General features: G+C 56.9%; 21 protein-coding genes. 10 read left to right on the forward strand and 11 right to left on the reverse strand.

Annotated elements, in window-relative coordinates; all coding sequences use genetic code 11:
* Window positions 1–86 precede the first annotated feature (86 nt).
* Window positions 87–1,928 carry a potassium transporter Kup gene (locus CKW15_RS01060; RefSeq protein ID WP_371856280.1) on the reverse strand — a complete coding sequence of 614 codons (1,842 nt, stop codon included), beginning with the start codon at window positions 1,926–1,928 and terminating at the stop codon, window positions 87–89.
* A 264-nt stretch (window positions 1,929–2,192) separates the two neighbouring features.
* Complete coding sequence (locus CKW15_RS01065; protein WP_095151323.1) at window positions 2,193–2,363, reverse strand: DUF2986 domain-containing protein; 171 nt, start codon at window positions 2,361–2,363, stop codon at window positions 2,193–2,195.
* 209 nt (window positions 2,364–2,572) lie between these two features.
* Here CKW15_RS01065 and CKW15_RS01070 point away from each other — a divergent pair, with 209 nt between their 5' ends.
* The 8 genes from CKW15_RS01070 to CKW15_RS01105 all read left to right on the forward strand — a co-directional run bounded on the left by CKW15_RS01070 (window position 2,573) and on the right by CKW15_RS01105 (window position 9,967).
* Window positions 2,573–3,253 (forward strand): DUF3313 domain-containing protein, encoded by a 681-nt coding sequence (locus tag CKW15_RS01070; protein ID WP_095057746.1) that lies wholly within the window; start codon window positions 2,573–2,575, stop codon window positions 3,251–3,253.
* A 152-nt stretch (window positions 3,254–3,405) separates the two neighbouring features.
* Window positions 3,406–3,867 carry a hypothetical protein gene (locus tag CKW15_RS01075; protein WP_095151324.1) on the forward strand — a complete coding sequence of 154 codons (462 nt, stop codon included), beginning with the start codon at window positions 3,406–3,408 and terminating at the stop codon, window positions 3,865–3,867.
* Window positions 3,868–4,481: 614 nt separating this feature from the next.
* Entirely contained in the window at window positions 4,482–5,303 is an 822-nt protein-coding gene (locus tag CKW15_RS01080) for a winged helix-turn-helix domain-containing protein (RefSeq protein WP_095057744.1), read from the forward strand.
* Window positions 5,300–5,782 (forward strand): hypothetical protein, encoded by a 483-nt coding sequence (locus CKW15_RS01085; protein ID WP_095057743.1) that lies wholly within the window; start codon window positions 5,300–5,302, stop codon window positions 5,780–5,782. The genes CKW15_RS01080 and CKW15_RS01085 overlap by 4 nt, the downstream gene beginning before the upstream one ends.
* A 331-nt stretch (window positions 5,783–6,113) precedes the next feature.
* A complete protein-coding gene (locus CKW15_RS01090; protein ID WP_095057742.1) occupies window positions 6,114–6,485 on the forward strand; it encodes a hypothetical protein in 372 nt (123 codons plus the stop codon).
* Between the two features lie 154 nt (window positions 6,486–6,639).
* A complete protein-coding gene (locus CKW15_RS01095; RefSeq protein WP_095057741.1) occupies window positions 6,640–7,530 on the forward strand; it encodes a helix-turn-helix domain-containing protein in 891 nt (296 codons plus the stop codon).
* Between the two features lie 259 nt (window positions 7,531–7,789).
* Entirely contained in the window at window positions 7,790–9,361 is a 1,572-nt protein-coding gene (locus CKW15_RS01100; protein ID WP_095151325.1) for an EAL domain-containing protein, read from the forward strand.
* A 105-nt stretch (window positions 9,362–9,466) separates the two neighbouring features.
* A complete protein-coding gene (locus tag CKW15_RS01105) occupies window positions 9,467–9,967 on the forward strand; it encodes an outer membrane beta-barrel protein (protein ID WP_095057739.1) in 501 nt (166 codons plus the stop codon).
* 49 nt (window positions 9,968–10,016) lie between these two features.
* On the opposite strand, the gene CKW15_RS01110 is transcribed toward CKW15_RS01105, so the two are convergent.
* The 5 genes from CKW15_RS01110 to CKW15_RS01130 form a co-directional block, all read right to left on the reverse strand.
* Window positions 10,017–11,015 carry a 3-hydroxybutyryl-CoA dehydrogenase gene (locus CKW15_RS01110; protein WP_095151326.1) on the reverse strand — a complete coding sequence of 333 codons (999 nt, stop codon included), beginning with the start codon at window positions 11,013–11,015 and terminating at the stop codon, window positions 10,017–10,019.
* Window positions 11,015–12,121, reverse strand: a complete 1,107-nt coding sequence (locus CKW15_RS01115) for an NAD/NADP-dependent octopine/nopaline dehydrogenase family protein (RefSeq protein ID WP_095151327.1) — start codon at window positions 12,119–12,121, stop codon at window positions 11,015–11,017. The genes CKW15_RS01110 and CKW15_RS01115 overlap by 1 nt, the downstream gene beginning before the upstream one ends.
* A gap of 96 nt (window positions 12,122–12,217) precedes the next feature.
* Window positions 12,218–13,192: an AraC family transcriptional regulator gene (locus CKW15_RS01120; RefSeq protein ID WP_095057736.1), complete on the reverse strand. Its 975-nt coding sequence runs from the start codon at window positions 13,190–13,192 to the stop codon at window positions 12,218–12,220.
* Window positions 13,193–13,277: 85 nt separating this feature from the next.
* The gene (locus CKW15_RS01125) at window positions 13,278–14,633 is read right to left on the reverse strand and encodes an MFS transporter (protein WP_095057735.1); all 1,356 of its coding nucleotides are present in this window, start codon (window positions 14,631–14,633) and stop codon (window positions 13,278–13,280) included.
* A gap of 160 nt (window positions 14,634–14,793) precedes the next feature.
* Window positions 14,794–16,044: an OprD family outer membrane porin gene (locus CKW15_RS01130; RefSeq protein WP_095151328.1), complete on the reverse strand. Its 1,251-nt coding sequence runs from the start codon at window positions 16,042–16,044 to the stop codon at window positions 14,794–14,796.
* A gap of 644 nt (window positions 16,045–16,688) precedes the next feature.
* Here CKW15_RS01130 and CKW15_RS28610 point away from each other — a divergent pair.
* The gene (locus CKW15_RS28610) at window positions 16,689–16,907 is read left to right on the forward strand and encodes a DUF6555 family protein (RefSeq protein ID WP_095151329.1); all 219 of its coding nucleotides are present in this window, start codon (window positions 16,689–16,691) and stop codon (window positions 16,905–16,907) included.
* A gap of 13 nt (window positions 16,908–16,920) precedes the next feature.
* On the opposite strand, the gene CKW15_RS01140 is transcribed toward CKW15_RS28610, so the two are convergent.
* Window positions 16,921–18,480: a sensor domain-containing diguanylate cyclase gene (locus tag CKW15_RS01140; RefSeq protein ID WP_095151330.1), complete on the reverse strand. Its 1,560-nt coding sequence runs from the start codon at window positions 18,478–18,480 to the stop codon at window positions 16,921–16,923.
* 260 nt (window positions 18,481–18,740) lie between these two features.
* Between CKW15_RS01140 and CKW15_RS01145 the strand changes: the two genes are divergently transcribed.
* Window positions 18,741–19,547 (forward strand): glycosyltransferase family 2 protein, encoded by an 807-nt coding sequence (locus CKW15_RS01145; RefSeq protein ID WP_095151331.1) that lies wholly within the window; start codon window positions 18,741–18,743, stop codon window positions 19,545–19,547.
* A gap of 70 nt (window positions 19,548–19,617) precedes the next feature.
* Here the strand turns inward: CKW15_RS01145 and CKW15_RS01150 are convergent, their stop codons facing one another.
* The 3 genes from CKW15_RS01150 to mqo all read right to left on the reverse strand — a co-directional run bounded on the left by CKW15_RS01150 (window position 19,618) and on the right by mqo (window position 23,494).
* Complete coding sequence (locus CKW15_RS01150; RefSeq protein ID WP_095151332.1) at window positions 19,618–20,265, reverse strand: c-type cytochrome; 648 nt, start codon at window positions 20,263–20,265, stop codon at window positions 19,618–19,620.
* A 10-nt stretch (window positions 20,266–20,275) separates the two neighbouring features.
* On the reverse strand, window positions 20,276–21,535 hold the full coding sequence (locus tag CKW15_RS01155) for a molybdopterin-dependent oxidoreductase (RefSeq protein ID WP_095151333.1): 1,260 nt from the start codon (window positions 21,533–21,535) through the stop codon (window positions 20,276–20,278).
* A 294-nt stretch (window positions 21,536–21,829) separates the two neighbouring features.
* On the reverse strand, window positions 21,830–23,494 hold the full coding sequence (gene mqo / locus CKW15_RS01160; protein ID WP_095151334.1) for a malate dehydrogenase (quinone): 1,665 nt from the start codon (window positions 23,492–23,494) through the stop codon (window positions 21,830–21,832).
* Window positions 23,495–23,596: the final 102 nt, after the last annotated feature.

The raw sequence follows: 23,596 nt of genomic DNA on the forward strand, positions 1-23,596 counted from the left end.
GCGGGGGCTGGGCCTGGATGATCGGAGCCAACATTGTGCTTGACGGCCGGGATCAACGGCCACCCATGCGACGCCTCACCGGCTCCTTACATCTCAACCTGCGTGCCCAGCTCTATCACCCGATTCAACGGCAACTTGAAGTACTTCAGGTTGCTGTTGGCGTTCTTGAGCAAAAAGGCGAACAGGCTTTCTCGCCACCGGGCCATGCCGATGCGCTTGGTCGGGATCACTGTTTCGCGGCTCAGGAAATAGGTGGTGCGCATCGGACTGAAATCCAGTTCAGCCAAATGACAGTGACTCAACGCCAACGGGACATCAGGCTCCTCGATAAAGCCAAAGTGCAAGTTCACCCGGAAAAATCCTTCGCCGTACGCTTCAACCTCGAACCGTCGATCAGTACTCACACGAGGGCTGTCTTCAGACACGACGGTGAGTAGCACCACTTGCTCATGCAAGACCTGGTTGTGCAGCAGGTTATGCAACAGGGCATGCGGAACGGCGTCGGCCCTCGCCGTCAGAAAGACCGCCGTACCTTGTACGCGATGAGGCGGCTGCGCCCGGATGCTGCTGATGAACAACGGTAGCGGTAATGCGGTTTCGTCCAATCGCTCAACAATGATCTTGCGACCCCGCTTCCAGGTGGTCATCAAAATGAACAAAGCAATGCCGGCAATCACCGGGAATGCACCACCCTGAAAAATCTTTGGTGCATTGGCCGCGAAGTACAGGCTGTCCACCAGCAGAAAACCGAGCAAAATCGGGATGGCCAGCCAGCGCGGAGTTTTCCAGAGCAGCAGGACGACCGCCGAAGACAGGATCGTGGTGATCAACATCGTGCCCGTCACCGCAACCCCATAAGCCGCGGCCAATGCACTGGACGACTCGAAACCCAGTACCAGCAACACAACACCGACCATCAGCGCCCAGTTAACGGTACCGATGTAAATCTGTCCCTGCTCCTGACTGGAGGTGTGCTGGATAAACATGCGAGGGACATACCCCAGCTGGATAGCCTGGCTAGTCAGGGAGAAAGCACCGGAGATTACCGCTTGAGACGCGATGACCGTCGCCAGTGTGGAGAGCGCGACCATCGGCAGCAGCGCCCAGCCCGGCGCGAGCAAATAAAATGGATTGCGCACCGCCTCAGGGTTTTCCAGGATCAAGGCACCCTGGCCGAAATAATTGAGTACCAATCCTGGCAACACCAAGATGAACCACGCCCGGGCAATGGGCTTGCGACCAAAGTGCCCCATATCGGCATACAGTGCTTCAGCACCGGTCAGCGCGAGTACCACGGCCCCCAGGATGGCCACGCCGATTCCCGGATGTGCGATAAAAAAATACGCGCCCCAGTAAGGGTTCAGCGCTTGCAGCACTTCCGGTCGCTGGACAATCCCATAGACACCCAGCGCACCCAACACGACAAACCACAGCACCATCACCGGGCCGAACAGGATGCCGATGCGGGCCGTGCCGTGTTTCTGTATCAGGAACAGCGCCACCAGCACGATCACGGATAAAGGCACCACCCAGTGTTCGATTCCGTCAAACGCCAGCTGCAGCCCTTCAACCGCGGAGAGCACCGAAATAGCCGGGGTGATCATGCTGTCGCCGTAAAAAAGTGCCGCACCGAAGAGGCCAAGCAGAACGAGTATTTTACTCATGCGCGGATAAGGGGCGGCCGCGCGGCGGGCCAACGCGGTCAACGCCATGATGCCGCCTTCGCCCTGGTTGTTGGCACGCAGGATGAACAGCACGTACTTGATCGAGACGACCCAAATCAGTGACCAGAAAATCAACGACAGAATACCCAGCACGCCGTCGTGGTTGGCCTGAACGCCGTAATGCCCGGAAAACACTTCTTTGAGCGTGTAGAGGGGGCTGGTGCCGATGTCCCCGTAAACCACGCCGACCGCCGCGACGAGCAAGCCCAGTCCCGAGGTTTTGGATGGCAGGTTTTCATGTGCGCCGATTGCTGTCTGGCTCAAGGTTCGCGTCTCTCGAATGGCGGGCAGGACGTACATGCCGTCGTTGGGCACAACGACTTGCCTGGGCCACTGGGCCACGAGGCGCATGGACGGTCTAGAAAACGCGGCCAGTATCTTTGAGGGCGAAAACAGCAGTCGTAAAGAAAGCGTAAAAAATCGACGAGACGAAGACTGTCCCTTCGAATCAGCGGATCGGTGCTTGAGCTAGATGGATCCGCTTTCCGGGGAGATGACTGTGTCGGGAGTGGCCTCAGCAGCCAGCTTCAAGCGGTCAGCCTTGCTGATGTATTTAGACTTGTTGACCGGTGCCAGTTTGGCACTCGCCTTTTTGGCGTGCGCCTGTAACAACTGTTTTATTTTTTTACGACGGTTCATATTTTTTGCTCGGTTTGTCAGTGTTCGAATGATATCAGCTTAAAACTTCGGGCCTGTGCCCCCTACCCCGACACGCGGCCAAAAACACGCCGGTGGTGAAGTTTAATCGTGTTTGAGGGTTTTTGATTCGGATTATCCCGCCACTGCGGGCAGCATCCGCCCCCGCATCAAAATCTGTATGAAAACTTCCACCACTGAGAACAGAACCAATGAGCATGTCGAATAGATGGATTGTGGGTATTGCTGCGAGCTGCGTATTTCAGGTCGGCTGTGTCTCGCAGGTCGCGCAGCCGGAGCAATACTCGGGCTTCCTGCCTAATTATCAGGGGCTGGAAGAGCAGACCACGTCGAGTGAACAGAAGGTCATGCGCTGGGTAGCGCCAGGGTTTGATCCGAAAGCCTACTCCACAGTCGTGTTCAAGCAAGTAGAGCTGTACCCATCGCCGAAACCGACCCAGCGCGTCAACCTGCAGACCCTGGAAGACGTTCAGGCCATGGCCAGCGACAGCATCCGAAATGCGTTCGCCCCCTCTTACACCGTCGTATCGGACACACAGCAAGTGCCGGCCGATTCGCGGACCCTGATCTTGCAAGCAGCGATCACCCACGTCAGCGCCAACAACGAAGGCATGCATTGGTATGAGGTTGTGCCGATCGCTGCCATTGTCGCGACGACACAAGCGGTCACCGGCCACCGTGATCAGACAGCCGAGATGTTTATCGAAGCCGACTTGATCGACGCAAAAACCGGTATGCCGGTTGCCAAGATGGTGCGCAAGGTATTCGGCGAGACCCTGGAAAACGAAAGCCAGCCAGTTGTCGCCAATGACTTCAAAGTTGCACTCAAAGGCATGACCAGCGACATGCAGGCTCTGCTTAACAAGCAGTAACAACCCCGCGATACCCCATTGCAAACGCTCAATTGCCTGCCATCCATGACCTTGGGTTGCACTGCGCATTTGACGGGCATGGGGTTTCAGTCGCCAGTCTCCCTAAGCAAACCGTTAGACGGCTTAACGATGTTTAACGAGAGTCCGACTTGATGAAAAAATTAACGTTTACCCTATCGACCTTGGTATTGCTCGCCAGCTCCAGTGCGTTGGCGGTGACGGTGGTGCCACTAAAAGGCCAAACCTCCCAGACCATCCAGCAAGACACCGGCGCTTGCCAATCACAAGCCAATGCTCAATTCCCCATAGAAACCACGGTGCCATCCGGTGGCCGGGTAAAAGGCGCCACCACCGCTGCGGTCGCCGGAGCTGCTGCGGCGGAGGTCCGGGGTCAGCAACATGACAATGTCTACGACCAGATTGACGACGACATTCAGCAAGACTATCGCCAGAACAATGCGCGCAGCGCTGCGGCGGCAGGTGTTGTGGTCGGGGGATCGAGGCAACGCCAGGAACGCCGACAAAACGCTGGCACCACCGAACAAAACATCACCGCCAACAACTCCGTGTACACCAGTTGCCTGCAACAGCATGGCTACAACGTCTTGCCTTGATCCCGGGGTGGAGACGGACTCTTCGTTGCGATTGGCCATAAACAAGGCATAAAAAAACCCCACGTCCACCATGGAAGGACGTGGGGCAAAGGATTTGAAACGAGAGATGAGGATTGCTTATGCCACGACAGCGTCCACAATCCCCGACATCCATTTAAAACTGCATTGATCCGGACGCAAAGTTAATACGGATCAATAATGATTAGTACCGGCCAGGCGCACCGACTATTGATTGCTAATGAACATTGCAATCACTGTTCAGCATTAAATTGACGATTGAATACCCCTGCGCAAATACGAATCAGTTGAGCAAAGACGCCCGCCTGACTTGAGATTGCTGCCCCGCCCAAACCCCGCCTCGCACTTTTCGGATAGCGCAAATTACTCACAGCCAGCATCATTATTGGCTTCGATTGAAACCCGTGGATTTGCTCTTGCTTGATTCCAGTGAAATTTTTGATGGGCTATTTCAGCCTTGTATCGTGACGCTCTGCGCACCGGCTGCGCTTGCACGTGGATAGCTGTTCCTCTCTCCACAAGAGCGGATTGCGTCAAATCCAGCCTATCAAAACCATCTGTATACTCAGCCAGAACCAACTGAACGGAGGACTCCCATGCGTTACGCCTTCAAGTTGAAAAATGGTGCCAAGGCCCTTTTCGACCCGGACACCGCCCTGCTTTCCATCACCACTCCCCATGGAGATGTTCAAAACTCCACGTTGGGTAGAGCTGAGTCGCGTCTGCTGGACCTGCTGTTGATGGAACCTGGTCAGACCAAAAACCGTGAAGAGATCATCGACTACACCTGGAATGATCGCGTTGTCGCCTCTGGCAGTCTCAATCAGGCTGTTTTCTCCCTTAGAAATATTTTGAACGATAATCGGGATCACGAAATCCTGATGACGGTTCCTCGAAGAGGCTATTGCTTCAACCGTCAGTACGTCATCGAAGATCAAACAGATTTACCGGCGCCAATAGAAGTGGTCGGGCAACCTGATGCACCCGTCATTGAAGAGCCTGCACCCGCTGAAACTGTTGTACCGCTGATACCGCCAGAGAAAACCACAACATCCGGTTTTATCAACAAAGCCCAATCAATCGGTTATGTCCTGACGTTGGGGGTATGCGCCTTCGCGGGCTTCCACTCTGGCTTCGACACACCGAAGATAGAAATTTCCAGCATTGAACAGAACAACTTAGTCATCCATGCCGTCGGGCACAGCGTCGCCGAAGCTGAATCACTGAGGGATGATTCGGCGAAACAGGTTCAACAGGTTTCGCCAAACCTGAAAGGCCAGGTATGGCTGAATCGCTATAAATCTACCTATTCTGTTTCGTGCGTTCGCCCAGACATGAGCACAGCGAACTTACAACTCAATAGCGACCAAAAAGACCTTGCCTTGATGATTCGCCAATGTTTGGAAGCAACAATATGAAGCCAACGATACCTTCCTGGACTCACTGGATAGTTCTTGGGCTCATCAACGCTGCCTGTATTTTTTCCCTGTTCTATTCGCCCTCTTACTACATGGAAAATACCAGCTATCAAACCATTACCCGGCAATGGCTCGAAGATACCAATCAGCTCAACACTGAAGAGTATCTGACCATCGGACACGGCCGACTGACCCAAACCACTCTGGAAAGCCTGAACGGAAAAATTCGCAACGCTACTATTTCAGCGGATGTTGTTCGCGAAAGTAACCATCACGTTCAAATAAAGATCAGCAGCGTCAAGCTGAGTCAGGACAACGAATTGTTCGCCATTGAGAAGACACCCGACCTCTTCTTCAGGCGCCAATACGTACTCCAGGAAGGCGCCGTTCTTAACTACGAATTGATCCCTACCGCCAACAAAAGCGCCGTTTGTTTTTACGTGCATGAGTTGGGTCGGTTGCGCTGCATGAATCACTAAGCGTTTGCTGGCAAAAGGACCTGCCAGGCCTTGCCGTCCCTGTGCATTCAAGAAAAAAATAAGAATTATTAACTTGAATCGGACATTCCCCGCATCTAAAGTCCCTCCTTTTTTCTGGAGCCGTATGCGCTGTCACTCAGCGCGCACCACGGCTCCATGCTCCTGCAATCAATCTGAATGACACCCGGCAGTGCTGTCGGCAACCTCGAAAATATGAGTTTTTGATTTTAATAAGCAAGATGGCAGCGAGAGTATCCACTGACCAGGCCGTGGCAATGATGCGGCTGACATTATGCTTTTTCAGAAAATTCATTAACAAGGAAGCACGTCAATGCTGATGAAAAACCTCGCCACCGCATCGTTTGGTGTAATGCTTTCTCTGAAGGCCATGGCCACTGACAAAGAACTTTACAACGCCGACATGACACGCATTGAAAGCAACAAAAATTCGCTGAGCGAAGAACAGGCCGATTACAAGATTTGTTCAGACTACCGTGTGGACGAGTATTTTGCCTTTGACGCATCGGCCATTGGCTCGGCCAGTCAACAGACGGCTATCTTTGGTTCGAACATTGCACCGGAAAAACTACAAAGCCTGTTGGATTTACCTTTGAACGATACGTATGTTTTTTCAGCCGCGTTAGCACTTGCGCCGGATTCAGTGAAGTCGATGTCTGAAACACTCACAACCTCATCGATCTGACCGCCAGGACCGAGGCCAAGTCAGGTGCCTCTACTTAGAACTATCCATTTAGCTGAAGAGCGTTCATTCCATGTGCCGCACAATCCCTGATGAAGTCTTTCATGTAACGTCTACGCCGACGGACACTCCCCATCGCACGATTGGGCGGTGGGAAATGAGCCTTACCCCGTCAGAGTATGAAGCCAGCATTCGACAACATAAGGTCATTGATGGTCCCCGACTTCAATGCAGTCGACTGGAATTCGATTCTGCGGTCACTCTGGTCAGCTCGGTACCTCATGGTTTTGTCAGCGTAGCCATTTCTCAATCTTCCGTGGGTCGCCCCACTGTCAATGATCACAAGTTGCGACCTAACGAAATCATCGTGTTGTACAGCGGCGAGCCCGTGCATTACGTTTGCGAGCCCAACGAAACACTTTTCACACTGACCACGACAATGGAACATTATGTCCAGTGCCTTGAAGGTCACTCGACCATCGACGTGCTTGCCGGTCGAAACGAGCATCGCTTTCAGGTTGCAAACTTCAAATTGATGCAATCGGCCATTGAGGCCATCAATGCTCACTTTATCGATGCCAATAACACCCCTTTACAACAGCGCAGCGGTTCAGAGATCTCAGCCATTGAAGATGCGTTGCTGACGTCCCTGCTAACAGCATTGAGACCGGCCGGTCGTTCCGCGCTTCGTACTCCGACACGCAGAAAAGTCGCGATCGAAGCCATCGAGTACATTCATCAGAATTCAAAAAAGGCGCTTTGCATGAAAGCGCTGGTCAGACAGCTTGAAACCACCACGCGCACCTTGCATCACGGCTTTGTCGAAACGTTCGGGATTTCACCGATCGCTTACGTGCGAAACCTGAGACTCGCCAATGTTCGCCGGGATTTGATCTGCAACACATGGCCAACCGTTACCGAAACGGCGATGTATTGGAATTTTCACCATCTCAGCCGATTCTCCAAGGCGTATCAGGATGCTTATGGGGAGATCCCCTCAGAAACGGCCCGACGTAATGCCGCCAGGCTGTCAACGTCCAACCGCTGAGCAAACAAAGGGGCGAGTGAACGCTATTCCGAGTCTAAAAATAACAATCAATAATTTTCATCCGCCAACCTGAATTGCCAGCATTGCTTATTTCTAATTCAAGGAGATAGGCATGCGATATCGGCTCAACTCACTTCCGCTCAAACAGAAAGTCATCTTCTGCCTCGCCGCCTATTTGTGTGGTGTCGCGTTAGCCTGGTTAATCGACGGCTTCTAACGCGCACCCTCACTTCGGGCCAGATCTCTTTTTGGAGTTTTCATGATCGCCGCGTATAAAGCCTTGCTAAAAAGACACTCGTTAGCTTTATGCGCAACCGCTGCCGTGGGTACGGCCGCATGGTTTTTTGCCGGGGGGCTTGCAGAGAACCTGATAGAAAAGCGCTTGAAAAACATCCATGAAGATTTCAGTTCCGCTCAAGTCGAACCCAACAGCCAGATCAGTAAAGCGTTGGAAGCCCTCAGCGGCATTGATCGTTCCAGCCAGGATTGCTCCAGCGAGCAGTATTCCCAAATAGCGAATTCGGTAAAAAACTTTCGTTTCATTTATCAGGCGGCGGTCCAGCTCGATAACGGCAAGATCTGCTCTTCCTACGGCCAGGAGATCGCTTCGGTAGCCGTGGGACACGAAAAGAATCGGCGCCCCGTCAACGGGCGAGTCTATGAAATGAGTTCCGCCCCGCAAGCCTCCGCGGATACGGACTTCATCATCATTTCGCAGCAATCAGCTTACGTGTGGGTCAACAAGGAAATACTCCTGGATAACCTGAACATCCCGCAGGATGTGCAACTGGAGCTCCAAGGCCCAGACGGCGTGTGGCCCATGACCTCAACGAGCCGCCCCAACCTGAACATGCAACAACCCTTGCCCCTTGAAGAGCTCGTCACCACGGCAGACTACGTCTATGTCGCTTTTCCGGGCAGTCACAACGCACTGATCTCGGTCATTTCACTGCCGGTGAGTGATCTCACAGGTCTCAAGTGGAAGCTATTCATTGCCCTGGCTTTCATGGCGGCAGCCCTGCTGTACATCACCTGGCGAATCCAGCGGTATTGCACCTCGACCGTCGTTCAACTGCGCAAGGCCATCAGGGCGAACAAGCTGGATGTTCATTACCAGCCCATCGTCAATTTGAGGACGGGCAATCTGGTCGGTGCCGAATCGCTTTCTCGCTGGAACACCAACGGCGTCGCCATTGCGGCAGACGTGTTCATCGAGGCGGCAGAGCGTTCCGAGTTGATCTGCGAGCTGACGCGCTCGGTCATACGCCAGGTCGCCGAGGACTACAGCACCTATCTTTGGGCGTGCAAGGATTTCTACATCACCATCAATCTTTCCGCCCAAGACATTCTCGACCCAACCTTTCCGGAGTTCGTGGCCAGCATCATGGCGACGTACAACATGCCGGCGTCCATCATCGTTTTTGAAGTCACCGAAAGAGCGTTGCTGGACCAGAAAACCGCAGCGGTCCAATTGCACAAACTTCGAGCGTACGGGCACCTTATTGCGCTCGATGACTTCGGTACCGGCTACTCCAGTCTCTCGCTCATTGAATCCGTCCCCGTCGACATCCTGAAAATCGATCGCTCATTCATCGAGCACGACAAGATCGCGGCCCCGGATGCCCTGTGGCGCCATATTGCCAATATTGCCAGGGCGCTGAAGCTCAAGGTCGTCGCCGAAGGCGTAGAGACTCAACTTCAACTCCCGCACCTGGCGTCAGAAGGTGTGGTGTTGGCCCAAGGCTGGCTGTTTTCCAAGGCGCTCCCTGCCCAGGCATTGGCCAGACGCTATTTTCAATGCCCGATGATCCTCAATCCTCACGCGGATTGAGGCGGCTCAAAAATACCAATCAATGACTTCTATCAGGCGTTGTGTTCGCTCAAATTCCCGGCAAACACCTCACAATCGACAACCTGTAGAAGGACTACACCTCCCATGCTATTTCGAAACCTCGGCTTCGCTACCCTGCTTTCGTTGCTGTCTTTTCAGGCACTCGCTGACGATAAAGGTTTGTATCTTGGCGCCGGTGTCACCAGCATTGAAACCGACAAATCCCATTTGAGCGATGAAGACAACAGCTACAAGGTGTTTGCAGGTTATCGTTTGAACGGCTACCTGGCCTTCGAAGGTGCCTACGTTGATCTGGGCCAGTTCGAGGACAAGGACCTCGATTTCGACGGTAAATCTGTACAGGCCGCCGCCCACCTCGGCTTTCCGCTGGGTGATCGTGTGCGACTGTTCGGTATCGTTGGCGCCCATGCCTGGGACGCCGATGGCAATGCCTCCGATGATGACACTGGCGTTGACCTGACCTACGGTGCCGGCGTTGAGTTTGATGTGTTTCGCAACATCGGTATTCGCGCTGAATACGAAGTGCTGGAAGTCGGCGACATCGACCTGAACCAGACAACTGCTTCGGCCTACGTGTTGTTCTGATGTTTGTTTGAGCAGAGCGGCCCTGAGGGTCGCTCTGCTCAAATCACGCTCAAACCTGCTTCAACGCCCCTTCGAACGCTGGTGTCAGCCCTGACAACTCCAGCTTGCGCACAAAATCCCCCAGACGCTGTTGCTTGTAGGCGTCCACGTCCATGTCACGGTAGTCGTAGAATCCCTGTCCATCGCGCAAGCCATTGCGGCCGTTTTGCATATTGTCGGCGATGACCTGCGGCGATTCGAAACGTGGTGACAGCGCACCACTGAGGTAGCGCGAGGCGTAGTACAAAATGTCGCCGCCGCCCCAGTCGATAAACTCCAGCAGCCCCAGCACCGAGAAACGCAGCCCGAAGCCGACACGCACCGCGGTGTCGATGTCTTCTGCGCTGGCCACACCCTCCTCCACCATCCGTGCAGCCTCGTTCATCACCAGCGCCTGAATGCGCGGCACGATGTAACCAGCCACTGGATTGCACACCACCGCCACCTTGCCGATTCGCTTGAGTAATTGCAGCAGTCGCTCGACCACGTGCGGGCAGGTCGCGTCGCTGCGGCTGACTTCCACCAGCGGCATCAGGTACGCGGGGTTGAGCCAGTGCGCATTCACAAAGCGCTGCGGTTCACTGACCATTTCGCTCAGTTCGGTAACGAGAAACGTCGACGTGGTCGAGGCGATGATGGTCGACGCCGGAACATGCTCGCTGACCCAGGCGAAGGTCTCCTGCTTGACCCCGATGATTTCCGGCACTGCTTCGAACACCAGGTCGCACTGAGGCAGTGTCGCCGCGGCCTGGGATTTTGATTGCACCGTCAGCCGGGCTAGCGCGATGTCCGCCTGATCCCCCTCGAGCACACCCAGGCGTACCAGCATCTGCAGTTCGCTGCGGATGTTGTTCCGCACGCGCTCGAAGTAGCCGCGCCGCTCATCCTCGGCGCGATCCTTGATGTCGATCAGATTGACCGGCAGACCGGCATGGATGAACGCCAACGCGATACCCTCGCCCATCCGGCCAGCACCGACCACGCTGACATGCGGCAGCACGGCGTTCATCAGTTGTAGCCCTTGGTCAGCAACTCGGTCATCTGTGCCCGGCTCAGCGTCGCAAGTCCGAGGTTTTCCAGGGTGCGGCCTTCGGCATAGAGATCACGACAGGCGACGACCGAGGCGATGCTCAACAAGCCCTGCGCAACCGGCGTCGGTACACCGGCCCAACGACCGACGGACACCAGGAAGGACAACCCCAGGCGGGTGTCTTCAAGCATGTAGCGATGCTTCTGCAGGTCGATGTCTTCGCGCCAGTCGCCACTGTCGGTCAACTTGCCGTGAGCGCCGCGACCGTACATCCACTCGTCGCCTTCGGTGGTGTTGTAGTGGTCGGCCAGCGGAAAGTGTGGCGCGCCGTAGGTCAGTGATTCACGCACGGCCATGCGCTCGGCATCCAGCTGATTGGTCACGCGGCGGATCGACGGCTGGGTGCCCTCGTTGTGAATGTCCCAGGCCTCGAAATGCTCGAGGGGACCGGCGTTCATCATGATCAGCGGCGGGTGAATGATGGGACCTGCGTTCATCAGCGCACCGCTCAGGGCATCTTCGATTGGCTCAACGCTCGGGTAGGCTTCACGCAGCACCGCGAAAGCATGCTCGGACAGGTTGCTCGGGAATACGCCGGTCGGCAGGCGAGTGGCGTAACCGCTGATCACCAGATCGCTGGCACCGTGCTTGCGCACCAGGTACGGCAGCGTACCGGTCTCGGCAAAGGCCACCTTACTGTGGTTGCCCGCATCGACCATGGCCTTGGCGAACACGTAGCTGCCGAAAGTGCCTGGCGGCAGGAACACCACCTGACCGTCGTGCAGGTGCGGCGCGACGTGTTTGGCCAGGTCCTCATGGGAAGTCGACGGCAACGGGATGATCACCAGTTGCGCATCCGCCAGGGCTTCGGCCAGGTCGTCGGTGAACGACAGTTTGTCGCCGGGCTGGCCGACGGACAATTTGCGAGTGCCCTTGTAGTCCTTGATGGTCAGGCTGCCGATGGCCAGCAGCGCCTTGAGCGCGGCGGAGTCTCGACGCCACAGGCGGGTCTGGTGTCCCTTTTCAGCCATTTCGACAGCAGCGGCGTAACAGCCGTGACCACCACCCAGCACGGTAATATTCATGCAGATACTCCTTTTTGTTAGAGACTCGATCCTATCGAGCCGCACCGTCGTGCACTTATCCGATTGCGCAGCCGAATGACGGATTGCGCAGAAGTCTCAATGCTTCTGCCGACGCAGGGTGTCCGACGGCAGGCAACCATAGCGTTGCCGATACGCGCTGGAAAAATGCCCGAAGCTGTTGATGCCGTGACGCAACAGGATATCGGTGACGGTTTCGCCGGCCCTGCCCTGCTTGAGCGATTCGTGGATCACCGCCAGCCGACGGTCGCGGATGTACTCGACCGGTGCCTGCTGAAGGAATTGGTTGAAACCGTTCTGCAAGGTGCGAACCGAGACGCCGCACAATTCACTCAAGGTCGCCAGGCTGATCGGTTCGTCGAGGTGTTCCTCGATGTAGTCGCGGGCCTTTTTGACGTGGTGCGGCAGCGGCGCACGCGAATCGATCAACAGATCCGCCGAATAGTTGTGCGGCAACTGAGTGAGCAGCAACTGCATCAGGTATTCGGACAGGCCGCTGGCCAGACGCGAACCGTCGACGCCGCTGCCGTAGAGCCGGCAGATGTAGTCGAGGGTGTGATAGAGGCTGACGACGCCGGCGCCGAGATGGTCGACGCTGATATCAAAGATCACCGACTGCCGCAGGCTGCGACCGAGCAGGCGTTGCAGTTGTGTCTCCAGGGCATCCCGGTCGACGCGCAGGATCAGGTTGCGGCACTCGCCATCGGTGACGATGCGGCTTTGCGCAAACGGCGAGGAAACGCTCAGGTAGCCCGACTGCATCGCTGCGCTGCGCCGCCCGTGGGCCACCTCGCAATGCCCCTGCAAGGTGATGCGAAACAGGTACTGATCGGCGATGTCGCCGATGGTGATTTCCACCGGCGCGCCATAGCGCAAGTCGAGCAACGCCGAATCACCGAAAAATACGCCGTTGAGTTGCGTGTACATGGGCTCGTCCCGCAGCACGTTGAAACTGTGCGGGCACAGGTATTGGCTGACCTTGTCCTTGATCTCGCGGTAATCGGCCGAGCTGAGCAGGCTGTGCCGTTCCAACAGGTGTACGTCATTCAACATCAAGGATTCTCCTGATCTGGAGCGTGTCGGCCCCGCTCCCTTTCACAGGAGCGAGGCCGAGGTACCGATCATGGACTATGACCAATCAAGCCCCGGTCGGATACTCCCGGGCATAACTTTCGCGGAAACGACCGCAACCACGCCACAGCAGCAGAGCAGTCAATGCCGATGCACCGGCGATCACCAGCGACATCGACGAGCCGACTGCCGCGGGCGATCCGAAGTAACGGTCGGTCAACAGCGCCACCAGCGTGGTCCCCAGCCCCAAGCCCAGCAGGTTACTGATCAGCAGGAACATGGCGGAAACCTGCGCACGCACCTGGTTCGGCGCGAGGATCTGCATCGCCGCCGTGGACGCCGGCATCGGGAACGAAGCGAAGAACATCGCCGGCACCAACAGCGTCACCGACAACCACAGTTGATCGACTTGGGGGAACAATACAGCCGGCACCACCATGCCGAGGGCACCGATCACGCCGGTACGCATGGCTGCGTCCTGGTGGCCTTTCTTGGCCAGATAATCGGTGAGCCATCCACCGAACAGCACACCGGTGGTGTTGGCCAGCAACAGCACGGTGCCGAGCATGTACCCCGCTTCCATCGGCGACAGGCCGAACTTGCGGATATACAGCGCCGGGCTCCAGCTCATCATGCAGAACAGGACCATGGCGTAGAACGAAAAGCCCAGGTAATGGCAGGTGAAGGTGGCACGGTGGCGACCGAGAAAACGGAAACCATCGCTCAGCGCGACCTTCTTCGCCCGACCCTGCGCATCAACCTGCAGACCCTTGCGCGCCGGATCACGCACGGTGAGCCAGATCAACAGGCCGACCAAAATACCGGGCAGGCCGACAATGAAGAATGCCAGTTGCCAGGCCTTCATCGCACCGAGGAAGGCGACCTCGATGGTGCTCATGTCCTTGAGCATCGAGATCACATAGCCACCGACCAGGAACGCCAGACCACCGCCGACGAATGAACCGATCGAGTAAATGCCTACGGCGCGACCGAGTTTCTCCTTGGGGAACATGTCGCTGAACATCGAGTAGGCCGAAGGCGACAGAGCCGCTTCACCAACGCCGACGCCAATGCGGGCGAGGAACATGTGCAGGAAGTTCTTGCTCAGACCGCAGGCGGCTGTCGCCAGGCTCCAGAACACCACGCCGGCGGCGATGATCTTCGGCCGGGAGAAGCGGTCGGCCAGATAGGCGATGGGCATGCCCATGACGGCGTAGAACAGCGAAAAGGCCAGCCCATGCAGCAAGCTGAACTGGGTGTCGCTGATCTGCAGGTCGGCTTTGATCGGTTCGATCATCAGCGCCAGGATCTGCCGATCCACAAATGAAAAGATGTACGCGATCATGCACAGGCCGACCACGTACCATTCATAAATGTAGGTTTTCTTCTTCTGCAGGACCGCGCTATCGACCTGAATATTCATCAGTATTTGCTCCTTTTGGAATCCGCTCATGCGCGTAGCGCGCCGGGTGACGGTGCACGGGACACCGACTGGGAAGTTGCACGGCAGATGTAAAGGACGATGGGTTCGAACATGATCAGGCCTCTTATTGTTATGGAGTAAATCCCCGGACGGACCGGGCTTACCAGAACTTCCAGGTGTAGGTCGTGGCGACACGGAATTCGTTGTAGTCGTAGCCGTACTTCTGTTTCACGTCGATGTTGCGCAGATCCAGCCCAAGGCCTTGCAGCGCACCGCTCTGCACCACGTAGCTGAGCCCCAGGAAACGTTCGCTTTCCTCGTTGTCGCTGAGGTTGCCGCCACGGTCCCAGTTGGTGCCCTTGATGTAGCGGGTGTAGAACTTCAGCCCCGGCATGCCCATCCCGGCAAAGTCATAGCTGTAGCGCGCGCCCCAGGACTTTTCTTCCGGGCGGACAAAGCCCAGGGATGACCAGTGCACCAGGTAAGGTTGCGGGATATAGCCGTTCATGGTCGGGAACACGCTGTCACCGAGCATGCGCTGGTAACTGAGGCCAAACATGTGGGCGCTTTTGAGCAAGGTGAACAAGGCACCGTAGGAACGGTTGTCGATCTCACCGTTTAAAGCGTCGCCATCTTCATTGTTATTGAAGTAGCGCAAGTCGGTTTTCAGTTTGTAGCCATTGCCCAAGTCAGCCATGTGCATCAGGCCGAAATAGTGCTGCTGATAAATATCGTGCAGCACGCCATAAAAGTAACTGGCTTGCAGGTTTTTGGAGATATCGTAAGTGGCACCGCCAAAGTCCAGGCCATCGCTGTCGCGATCATCGGTGGAACCAAACTTGTAGAACTTCTCGTGATTGGAAGATTCGCGGGTCACGGCAGACCAGAAACGGCCGCCGGTCATCGTCAACCCATCGACTTCCTTGGACTCAACCACGGCCCCTTGATAGATGGTGTCCAACTGCCGACTGGGGTCATCGGACGCCACCGGCAATTGTGGGCGAAGGTCGCCGACCTTCAGCTCGGTCTTGCTGTAGCGCGTCTTGAAGGTAGCGCCGGCCCGGCTGTATTCATCGGCTGCTTGCTGGTCGTGGACGCTGTACGGCAGCGAACCGTCGTTGCCCGACGAATCCAGGCGCACGGCGGACTGCGCATCCACATCGAGGCCGAAGGCCAGGGCCGTGTCGGTGTAACCGGAAGTGAACTGCGCATCAAAACCCTGAGACCAACTATGCACTTCAGGCACCGGCGCATTGTTATTGGTGTAGTTGCGATGCAAATAGAAGTTACGCGTATCCACTTTGAAGTGGCTGTCATCAATAACATCGGCATGCGCCGCCAAGGGAGAACAGATAACCCCCAACATGCTGGCGATACCGAGCCCACGGCAAGATTGCTTTACCTGATACATCTAACATCTCCACATCTGTATGTGCTTGGGCACTGTTTTTATAGGAGCAGAATTAAACTGATGACAAAACACGCCTGCAGCCGAACATCGAGTCCTCTTCTACCGAAAGGCGGATGACATGAGGGATATAAAAAGCGATGTTTTCGAACATGGTCAGGCCTATTGTTGTTATTGGGGTAAACGCTTGGCGGGCTCATTGGAACAGTCCGCTACGGCGACACGCCTCTTGTCTACCCAAGGTAAGTCAGAAGACGTCGCGCCGGTATCAAGATGAACAGCATCCGTTGGGGGGAAATCTCCCATCCTGCTAAAGGTTTCCCGTACAAAGGGCGTTGGCTAACCTGAATTGCATAAGCCTTGCTGGAGCAAGGTCTTGTTATTGGATGGACCCTAAGCTAGCGATTGCAAGGCCCGACAACCTCCCCGATTGCGCAGGCGACTCTCCAATTGCGCAACCTGATGCAGGCAGTCCACAGAAAAAACCACATGAATACAGACACCGGTTAGTGCATCTGCATGGTTGGAATGGGTGTATTTGAACCTTGTTTTTTACCGGCGCGTTTATATGAAAAACAGCCCAATAAATAGTCGGATTTTTTTTGCAGTAACAACGCACCCTTACTTACAAGTACAGGAGCGCTGCCATGAGTCACATCGACCTCTACCCTATCGAATACAAACTTCATGACCAGCCCAGAACATTCGTCATCCGGGCCGGTTGCGATGCCGGGATAGCGCCGATCCCCAAGCCCGGGCGTCCGCCATTGAAAATCTACTCCAGGCCTCTGGCGCAGAGATACGGCGTCACGGATGTCCGGTGGCGTGAGGCGGCCACATTGAATTGGGCAGATAACTCGCAATGACGATCGCTGGCACCTACGCTTCCACCCGGTTGCGCCCTCCTTCCTTGGCGCGATAGAGACACTCATCGGCCCGCTTCAGCAGGCTTTCCGGCGTCACGGCCTCGTCGCCCCGGCAAGCGACGCCGATGGAGATGGTCAACCGTCCAACGCCCGGGATCTCGGTGTCAGCGACATGTTCGCGAATCCGCTCCCCGATGGCCCTGGCGGTTTCCAGCGGGGTATCGGGCAGGACCAGGGTAAATTCCTCTCCCCCGGCGCGGCAGACCACATCCGCCGTGCGGGAGTTGTGCTTGAGGATGTCGGCGACCGTCTTCAGCGCAACGTCACCCGCGTCATGCCCGAAGGTGTCATTGACCCGTTTGAAGTGATCGATGTCCAGCGCCAGCACCGAGTAGCGCTGTCCGGTCTTCGTCAGCAGATCGAGCACGCTGGCCATGACACGACGATTGGCCAGGCCCGTCAGCGGATCGCTTTGCGCTTCGTGGCTGAGTTGGCCGAACTTCTGCTGAAGCAATTGCACGCCCGTCAGCATCGCCTGGCGAATGGCCGAGGCGTCGCGGTACCAGGCATTGATGCGTTGCAGTTCCCCGGCGGTTTCTGCGGCGGCCAGTTGATTGGCGGCGGCGGACAGCTGGCGCAAAGGCCGGGCAATCAGCGTCGTGCCGAGCAGAATCAGGCCCACGCCGACAATGCCGGCAGGCACCATCCCCAGGATCATGTTGCGCATGAGGGGGTCCAGGGGGGCGAGGCTACGTTCCGTGGGTTGCTGCACCACGACCGCCCAATTTGCATCCGCCACCGGCGCAAAACCGGACAGCATCGGTATGCCTTGATAGTTCGGGGCGGCCATGGTCCCCACTTCACCGCGCAAGGCGGCGTCCACCGTCGGGCTCGAGCCCAGGACTTCGCCGATTCTTTTCTGGTCAGGGTGATACAGCAGCCGCCGATTACCGTCCGCCACAAAGGCAAAGGTCCCCCCGTGATGAAAATGTCTGCTGATGACCGTGTGAAACACGCTTTGCTTGAGCAGGTAGACGGAGCCACCCACCACGCCAAGGAACTCCCCGGACCGGTTGAGTACCGGTTGCGAAATGAACACCACCAGATTCCCGGCCAGGGATACGTAAGCCGTGCTGACCACCGGACGGCGCTCCTTGAGTGCCTGGACGATACCTTCCGAAGACACCGTACTCCCGGTGATTTGCAACGTATCCGGATACGCCTGAAGCACCTTGCCGGCGGCATCCACAATGGCGATGGAATTGAAGTCAGTGTCCTGCGCCTGCAAGCGAAGCGCCTCCTCGTGCAGCTTCGAAGGATCGTGCCAGTGCTCGGCGAGCGTTTTGGCGCTGTAGTTCAAGCGGCTGTGCGCCTCCCCGAGGAACTCACCGATACTGGAGGCCACTTTCGCTGCGTAGGCCCCGTTGGCCTCCAGCGTCGAATTGATCAAGGCCTGGCGCTGCACCCGATACGCGACAAAGAGGCTGTTACACAGCGTCGCCAGTACCGACAGCAGAACGAATAACAGGATCAGCCCGCGCAGGTCGACGGGAAAGGGTTTACGCAACTTCATTCCGCCACCCTGCACCAAGGAAATGTGATCAAGACAAACACCGATATTTGCAAAGTTTCGGTCCTGAAAGTGTATGCGGAGGGAAACATCGAGGCGCCCTGTGACGCAGGTTGCAGGATAGGCAGAGACTGTCCTGTTGTCACATCACGCGTTTGAAACACATCGAGTAACAAACGCCGCCCTCTCGCCAGGGAAAATTAAGTTTCGGCTAAGGTTGGATCATTACTCTGCGGCTTTTCAGATAGCCGAGCATCTCGAAGATGGGCACCGTCGACACTCTTTCCAAGCCAACTTTCAGTATCGTCCTGGTCAACTATAAAACCCTTGATCTGACCCGGATCTGCCTCGACCTGCTGCATGCCCATGCCCGAAAACACAACATCCCGGTCTGGGTCGTCGATAACGACTCCGCAGACGACAGCGTCGCCTACCTGCGCTCACTGAACTGGATCAAGCTGATCGAACGCCAGTCACCTGGCAAAGAGCCGGGCCACATTGCCCATGGCAAGGCACTGGACATGGCGTTGGTAAACGTTGATACCGACTATGTGTTCCTGATGCACACCGACACATTCGTCTTCGATGCCGACGTGTTTGCAATGATGATGGACCATTGCAACAAGAACCCCAACGTTGCCGCGGTCGGTTGCACGGAGCAACTCGATCGGGGTCTGCCACGGACCGTGTGGCGCTTCACTTCGCGTTTTGTGAAGCATCACGCAAGACGCCTGAAGCAATCCCTGGGCCTGCGCTCAAGAGCGCCAAAACCCTACCGGGAAACCTACCTGAAGAGCTTTTGCACCTTGTGGAATTGCCGGCTCATGAAGCAACGAGGTTTGCATTTCCAGATCGACGATCGTGTGCCGGGTTATGAACTGCAGGATCGAGTGATCGGGCTTGGCCATGAGGTCGTGTTTCTTTCGCCCGGAAAAATATTCAAGTACCTGGACCACGTTCAGGCCGGCACTGTCGCGGCGGCGGGCGGATATGCCCAGGACCATCGACGAAGCAAAATGTATCAGGACATTCTCAAGCGCTTCCGTGCCGCCAACACCTCGATGTCCTGAGCAAACCTGCACAGCAATAAGCCCACTGACCGTTGCCGGTTCAGTGGGCTTTTTCACGTCAGGCCAGCGTTCACTGACTCAGGATGAACGTCGCCAGACTTTTCAGGTCGTCCGGGCTCAGTTGCGCGAAAGGCGGCATGGGCACATCTCCCCATTTGCCGCTGCCGCCGTGCTGGATGCTGGACATTACCCGGTCCAGCGCCTGCGGGTCTTTGGCATATTTCGCCGCCACGTCGTGATAGGCCGGGCCGACCACCTTGTGATCGATGGCATGGCAGGACAGGCAAGCGTTGTTCTGGAGCAAGGTCTTGGTGTCGACTTTTGCCACCGCCAGCGTCGCGGGTTGGGCCGCCGGGGGATTCGAGGCAGCCTGGACATCGGCATCGCTCGCCTTGGCACTGCCGTAGGTCACCGCCAGGTAGGCACCGATCACACTCACGTCCTGATCGCTGATCGGCGCGCCGTACACGTGCTGCATCTTGCCCGCTTCAGCGGTCCACTGCGCCAGGCTCAGGCCGGGCGGCTGGAAGTTGATGTAATCCGCCGAGTGGCAGACGGAACACTTCTGCTGCGCCAATGCGTAGCCAGGCAGGGGGCTGGGCTTGAACACTGCCGTTTCGGGCGGCAGCGTGATGGACAGCGGCGCGGCGCTAGCCAGGGTCGCCAGACAAAACGGAGCCGCGCACAGCAAGGTGGTGATGAATTTCATGGGTTTCATGCGGCTCTCCTCAGGCGACGGTCACGTGGCTGGTTTCCACGACGTGGCGACGGTAACCGCTAGGGTTCCAGTCAGCTTTCATCGGTTGGGTTTCGCCCGCACTGTTGCTTGCGCGCACCATCAACTGCGTCGCGCCCTTGCTGGTGAAGGTGATCGGCAGTGTCCACTCACGGAAGGAGAAACGCCCCAGATCCTCGCCCAGTCTGGCTTCGCTCCAGGTTTTCCCGCCGTCGATCGAGACCTCGACCTTGTTGACCCCCACGCCACCGTCGAACGCAATGCCCTTGAGCACCACGCTTTTCTTCAGCGGCAATACATCGCCGTGTTTAACGCTGGTGATGAAACTGCGTATCGCCAACTTGGCAATCGGCAGGGTTTTCGCCGCCGTGGTGCCGGGGGCAATGCAGAAACAATCGTTATCCGGAAGGCGGTAACCCTTGGCCATGAAGAAACCGTCGAAAGTGTGGTCGACGACTTCGATTTCACTCAGGTGTTTGATCCAGTACGTGCCGAAATAGCCAGGCACCACCAGGCGGATCGGGTAACCGTTGAGGAATGGCAGGTCGGTGCCGTTCATTGACCAGGCGATCATCGGCTCGCCGTCCATGGCATGGCCGATGTCCAGCGCCTTGATGAACTCCGGCGTGCTCGCCAGCACCGGTTTATCCAACCCACGGAAGGTCACTTGCGCGGCCTCGGCTTTGACCCCGGCCTTTTCCAGTACGGCCTTGAGCGGGACCCCCACCCAGCGCGCATTCCCCATGGAACCATTGCCCAACTGAGCGCCGAACACCCGTGGCATCGAGAAGCCACGGCTGTTACCCGAACATTGATTGACGGCGACCACTTCCACCGGTTCGGCAATCGCCTTGAGCTCGGCGAGGGACAACGACAGCGGCGTCTCGACCGTGCCCTTGACCGTCAAACGGTAAGTGTCCGGATCGATGCTGGTCGGGAAATTGGCCAGGTGATAACGCACGAAAAACGCGTCATTGGGGGTGATTGGCCCTTCGTTGAAGACCGGGAACGGCGTCTCCAGGTGCGGCGGACGGGTCGTCACCAGGGTCAACGGGCGCTTTTGCGGGTATTGCACCAACGGTCGTGGGCCCGCCGCAAAGGTCACTTCATCGGCAGACGCGCTGGCCACTGCGCTTTCATCGGCTGCCTTGGCAAGACTCGCCAAGGGCGAAGCCGCCAACGCCAGGGCAACACCATCACGTAGCACCCGCCGACGGCTCGGCTGGCTGTTGTCTATAAATCTGAACTTCATTCTGCGCTCTCTATGATTGTTCTATTGAGATGCAACTGACGGTTCCCCACCTGCACGCAAGGCTCGCTCCTACACAATGGTGCCCGCCCGGCGGAGGGGTATCAGGCTTACGGTTCGACGCCGGAAAACAAGTCAGTATCGCCACGCGCAAACTGTCCGCTTTTCATTGAGCGTCAGTGACTTGGCATTTGATGACAGGGAATGCCTGTCCAGGGTGGATGCCCATTCCATCGCCCACAAAAAAACCCACTGACCGTTACCGGTTCAGTGGGTTCTTTTTGACCGGGCTTCTAGTTACAGAGCCATATCATTCGCGGCGTTGGCTTTCGGCGCTTTTGGCGCTTTTGGCGCTTTAGCATCAAGATCGACAGTCACCGGGGTCGCCGCCGGAGCCATCATCGCCGGAGGCGTCGTCAGTTCCAGCACCTTGGCGGTGTAGGCCCATTCCTGCGCAACCTTTTCCGGGCTGGCGTTCAGCTGGGTGCCGTAGCTCGGCACGATCTGGTGCAGTTTTGCCTGCCACTCAGGGCTCGCGACCTTGTCTTTGAAGACTTTCTGCAGCACGGTCAGCATGATCGGTGCGGCAGTCGAAGCGCCCGGGGAGGCGCCCAGCAGGCCGGCGATGCTGCCGTCTTGCGCAGCGACGATCTCGGTGCCCAGTTTCAGCACGCCACCGGCGGCTTCATCACGCTTGATGATCTGCACGCGCTGGCCCGCTTGCCACAGGCGCCAGTCTTCAGCCTTGGCATTCGGGAAGTATTCTTTCAGGGCGTTGAGGCGGTCTTCATCCGACAGCATCAGCTGGCCTGCCAGGTACTCCACCAGCGGGTATTCCTTGATGCCGACCTTGGTCATTGGCCACACGTTGTGTGTGGTCGTGGTGGTCAGCAGGTCCAGGTACGAACCTTCTTTCAGGAACTTGGTGCTGAAGGTCGCGAATGGGCCAAACAGGATCACGCGCTTGCCGTCCAGCACGCGGGTGTCCAGGTGCGGAACCGACATCGGTGGTGCGCCAACAGAAGCTTTGCCGTAGGCCTTGGCCAGGTGTTGCTCGGCGATGGTCGGGTTTTCGGTCACAAGGAACGAGCCGCCAACCGGGAAGCCTGCATATTCCTTGGCTTCAGGAATGCCGGACTTCTGCAGCAGGTGCAAGGCACCGCCGCCGGCGCCGATGAACACGAACTTGGCGTCGGTTTCGGTTTTGCTGCCGTCTTTGAGGTTTTTGTACCTGACGCGCCAGCTGCCGTCTTCGTTCCGGGTGATGTCCTGCACTTCGCTGGACAGCTTCAAGTCGAATTTCGGTGTGGTTTGCAGGTGTGCAACGAACTGGCGGGTGATTTCGCCGAAGTTCACGTCAGTACCCAGCGGGCTCCAGGTGGCCGCGATTTTCTGGTTCGGGTCACGCCCTTCCATCATCAGCGGTACCCATTGCTTGATCACAGCCGGGTCTTCGGAGTACTGCATGCCGGCGAACAGCGGGCTCGCTTGCAGCGCGTCGTAGCGCTTTTTCAGGAACTTGATGTTGTCATCGCCCCACACGAAGCTCATGTGCGGTGTCGAGTTGATGAACGAACGCGGGTTCTTCAGCACGCCTTGCTGAACCTGCCAGGCCCAGAACTGACGGGAGATCTGGAACGCTTCGTTGATTTCAACGGCCTTCGGGATCGAGACCTTGCCGTTTTCATCTTCCGGCGTGTAGTTCAGCTCAGCCAGCGCGGAGTGACCGGTACCGGCGTTGTTCCAGCCGTTGGAGCTTTCCTGAGCGACGCCGTCAAGGCGCTCGATCATTTCCATCGACGTACCGGGTTCCAGCTCATTGAGCCACACACCCAGGGTCGCACTCATGATGCCGCCGCCAATCAGCAGCACGTCGACTTTCTTGGCCTCTTGCGCGTGCGCGCAAGCCACCCCCAGCGACAACGCCAGCCCCAGCAGGGTTGTGTTTACTTTCTTAAACATCTGTAGCACCTATGATAAAACGCCATCCGCCCTTCCATCCTCGCGCACGCAGACCCATGTTTCACGGCAGATCATGGGTTAGGCACAGCGGGATTACAGGGT

It is taken from the genome of Pseudomonas sp. Irchel s3b5, assembly GCF_900187435.1.
Lineage (GTDB): Bacteria > Pseudomonadota > Gammaproteobacteria > Pseudomonadales > Pseudomonadaceae > Aquipseudomonas.

What these genes read in the sequence shown, in the direction of transcription:
- CKW15_RS01125 (WP_095057735.1), bottom strand. Translation starts at nt 14,633, where the DNA reads ATGAATATTCAGGTCGATAGCGCGGTCCTGCAGAAGAAGAAAACCTAC.
- CKW15_RS01065 (WP_095151323.1), bottom strand. Translation starts at nt 2,363, where the DNA reads ATGAACCGTCGTAAAAAAATAAAACAGTTGTTACAGGCGCACGCCAAA.
- CKW15_RS01145 (WP_095151331.1), top strand. Translation starts at nt 18,741, where the DNA reads ATGGGCACCGTCGACACTCTTTCCAAGCCAACTTTCAGTATCGTCCTG.
- CKW15_RS01100 (WP_095151325.1), top strand. Translation starts at nt 7,790, where the DNA reads ATGATCGCCGCGTATAAAGCCTTGCTAAAAAGACACTCGTTAGCTTTA.
- CKW15_RS01095 (WP_095057741.1), top strand. Translation starts at nt 6,640, where the DNA reads ATGAGCCTTACCCCGTCAGAGTATGAAGCCAGCATTCGACAACATAAG.
- mqo (WP_095151334.1), bottom strand. Translation starts at nt 23,494, where the DNA reads ATGTTTAAGAAAGTAAACACAACCCTGCTGGGGCTGGCGTTGTCGCTG.
- CKW15_RS01085 (WP_095057743.1), top strand. Translation starts at nt 5,300, where the DNA reads ATGAAGCCAACGATACCTTCCTGGACTCACTGGATAGTTCTTGGGCTC.
- CKW15_RS01080 (WP_095057744.1), top strand. Translation starts at nt 4,482, where the DNA reads ATGCGTTACGCCTTCAAGTTGAAAAATGGTGCCAAGGCCCTTTTCGAC.
- CKW15_RS28610 (WP_095151329.1), top strand. Translation starts at nt 16,689, where the DNA reads ATGAGTCACATCGACCTCTACCCTATCGAATACAAACTTCATGACCAG.
- CKW15_RS01130 (WP_095151328.1), bottom strand. Translation starts at nt 16,044, where the DNA reads ATGTATCAGGTAAAGCAATCTTGCCGTGGGCTCGGTATCGCCAGCATG.
- CKW15_RS01075 (WP_095151324.1), top strand. Translation starts at nt 3,406, where the DNA reads ATGAAAAAATTAACGTTTACCCTATCGACCTTGGTATTGCTCGCCAGC.
- CKW15_RS01110 (WP_095151326.1), bottom strand. Translation starts at nt 11,015, where the DNA reads ATGAACGCCGTGCTGCCGCATGTCAGCGTGGTCGGTGCTGGCCGGATG.
- CKW15_RS01140 (WP_095151330.1), bottom strand. Translation starts at nt 18,480, where the DNA reads ATGAAGTTGCGTAAACCCTTTCCCGTCGACCTGCGCGGGCTGATCCTG.
- CKW15_RS01150 (WP_095151332.1), bottom strand. Translation starts at nt 20,265, where the DNA reads ATGAAACCCATGAAATTCATCACCACCTTGCTGTGCGCGGCTCCGTTT.
- CKW15_RS01115 (WP_095151327.1), bottom strand. Translation starts at nt 12,121, where the DNA reads ATGAATATTACCGTGCTGGGTGGTGGTCACGGCTGTTACGCCGCTGCT.
- CKW15_RS01120 (WP_095057736.1), bottom strand. Translation starts at nt 13,192, where the DNA reads ATGTTGAATGACGTACACCTGTTGGAACGGCACAGCCTGCTCAGCTCG.
- CKW15_RS01105 (WP_095057739.1), top strand. Translation starts at nt 9,467, where the DNA reads ATGCTATTTCGAAACCTCGGCTTCGCTACCCTGCTTTCGTTGCTGTCT.
- CKW15_RS01070 (WP_095057746.1), top strand. Translation starts at nt 2,573, where the DNA reads ATGAGCATGTCGAATAGATGGATTGTGGGTATTGCTGCGAGCTGCGTA.
- CKW15_RS01155 (WP_095151333.1), bottom strand. Translation starts at nt 21,535, where the DNA reads ATGAAGTTCAGATTTATAGACAACAGCCAGCCGAGCCGTCGGCGGGTG.
- CKW15_RS01090 (WP_095057742.1), top strand. Translation starts at nt 6,114, where the DNA reads ATGCTGATGAAAAACCTCGCCACCGCATCGTTTGGTGTAATGCTTTCT.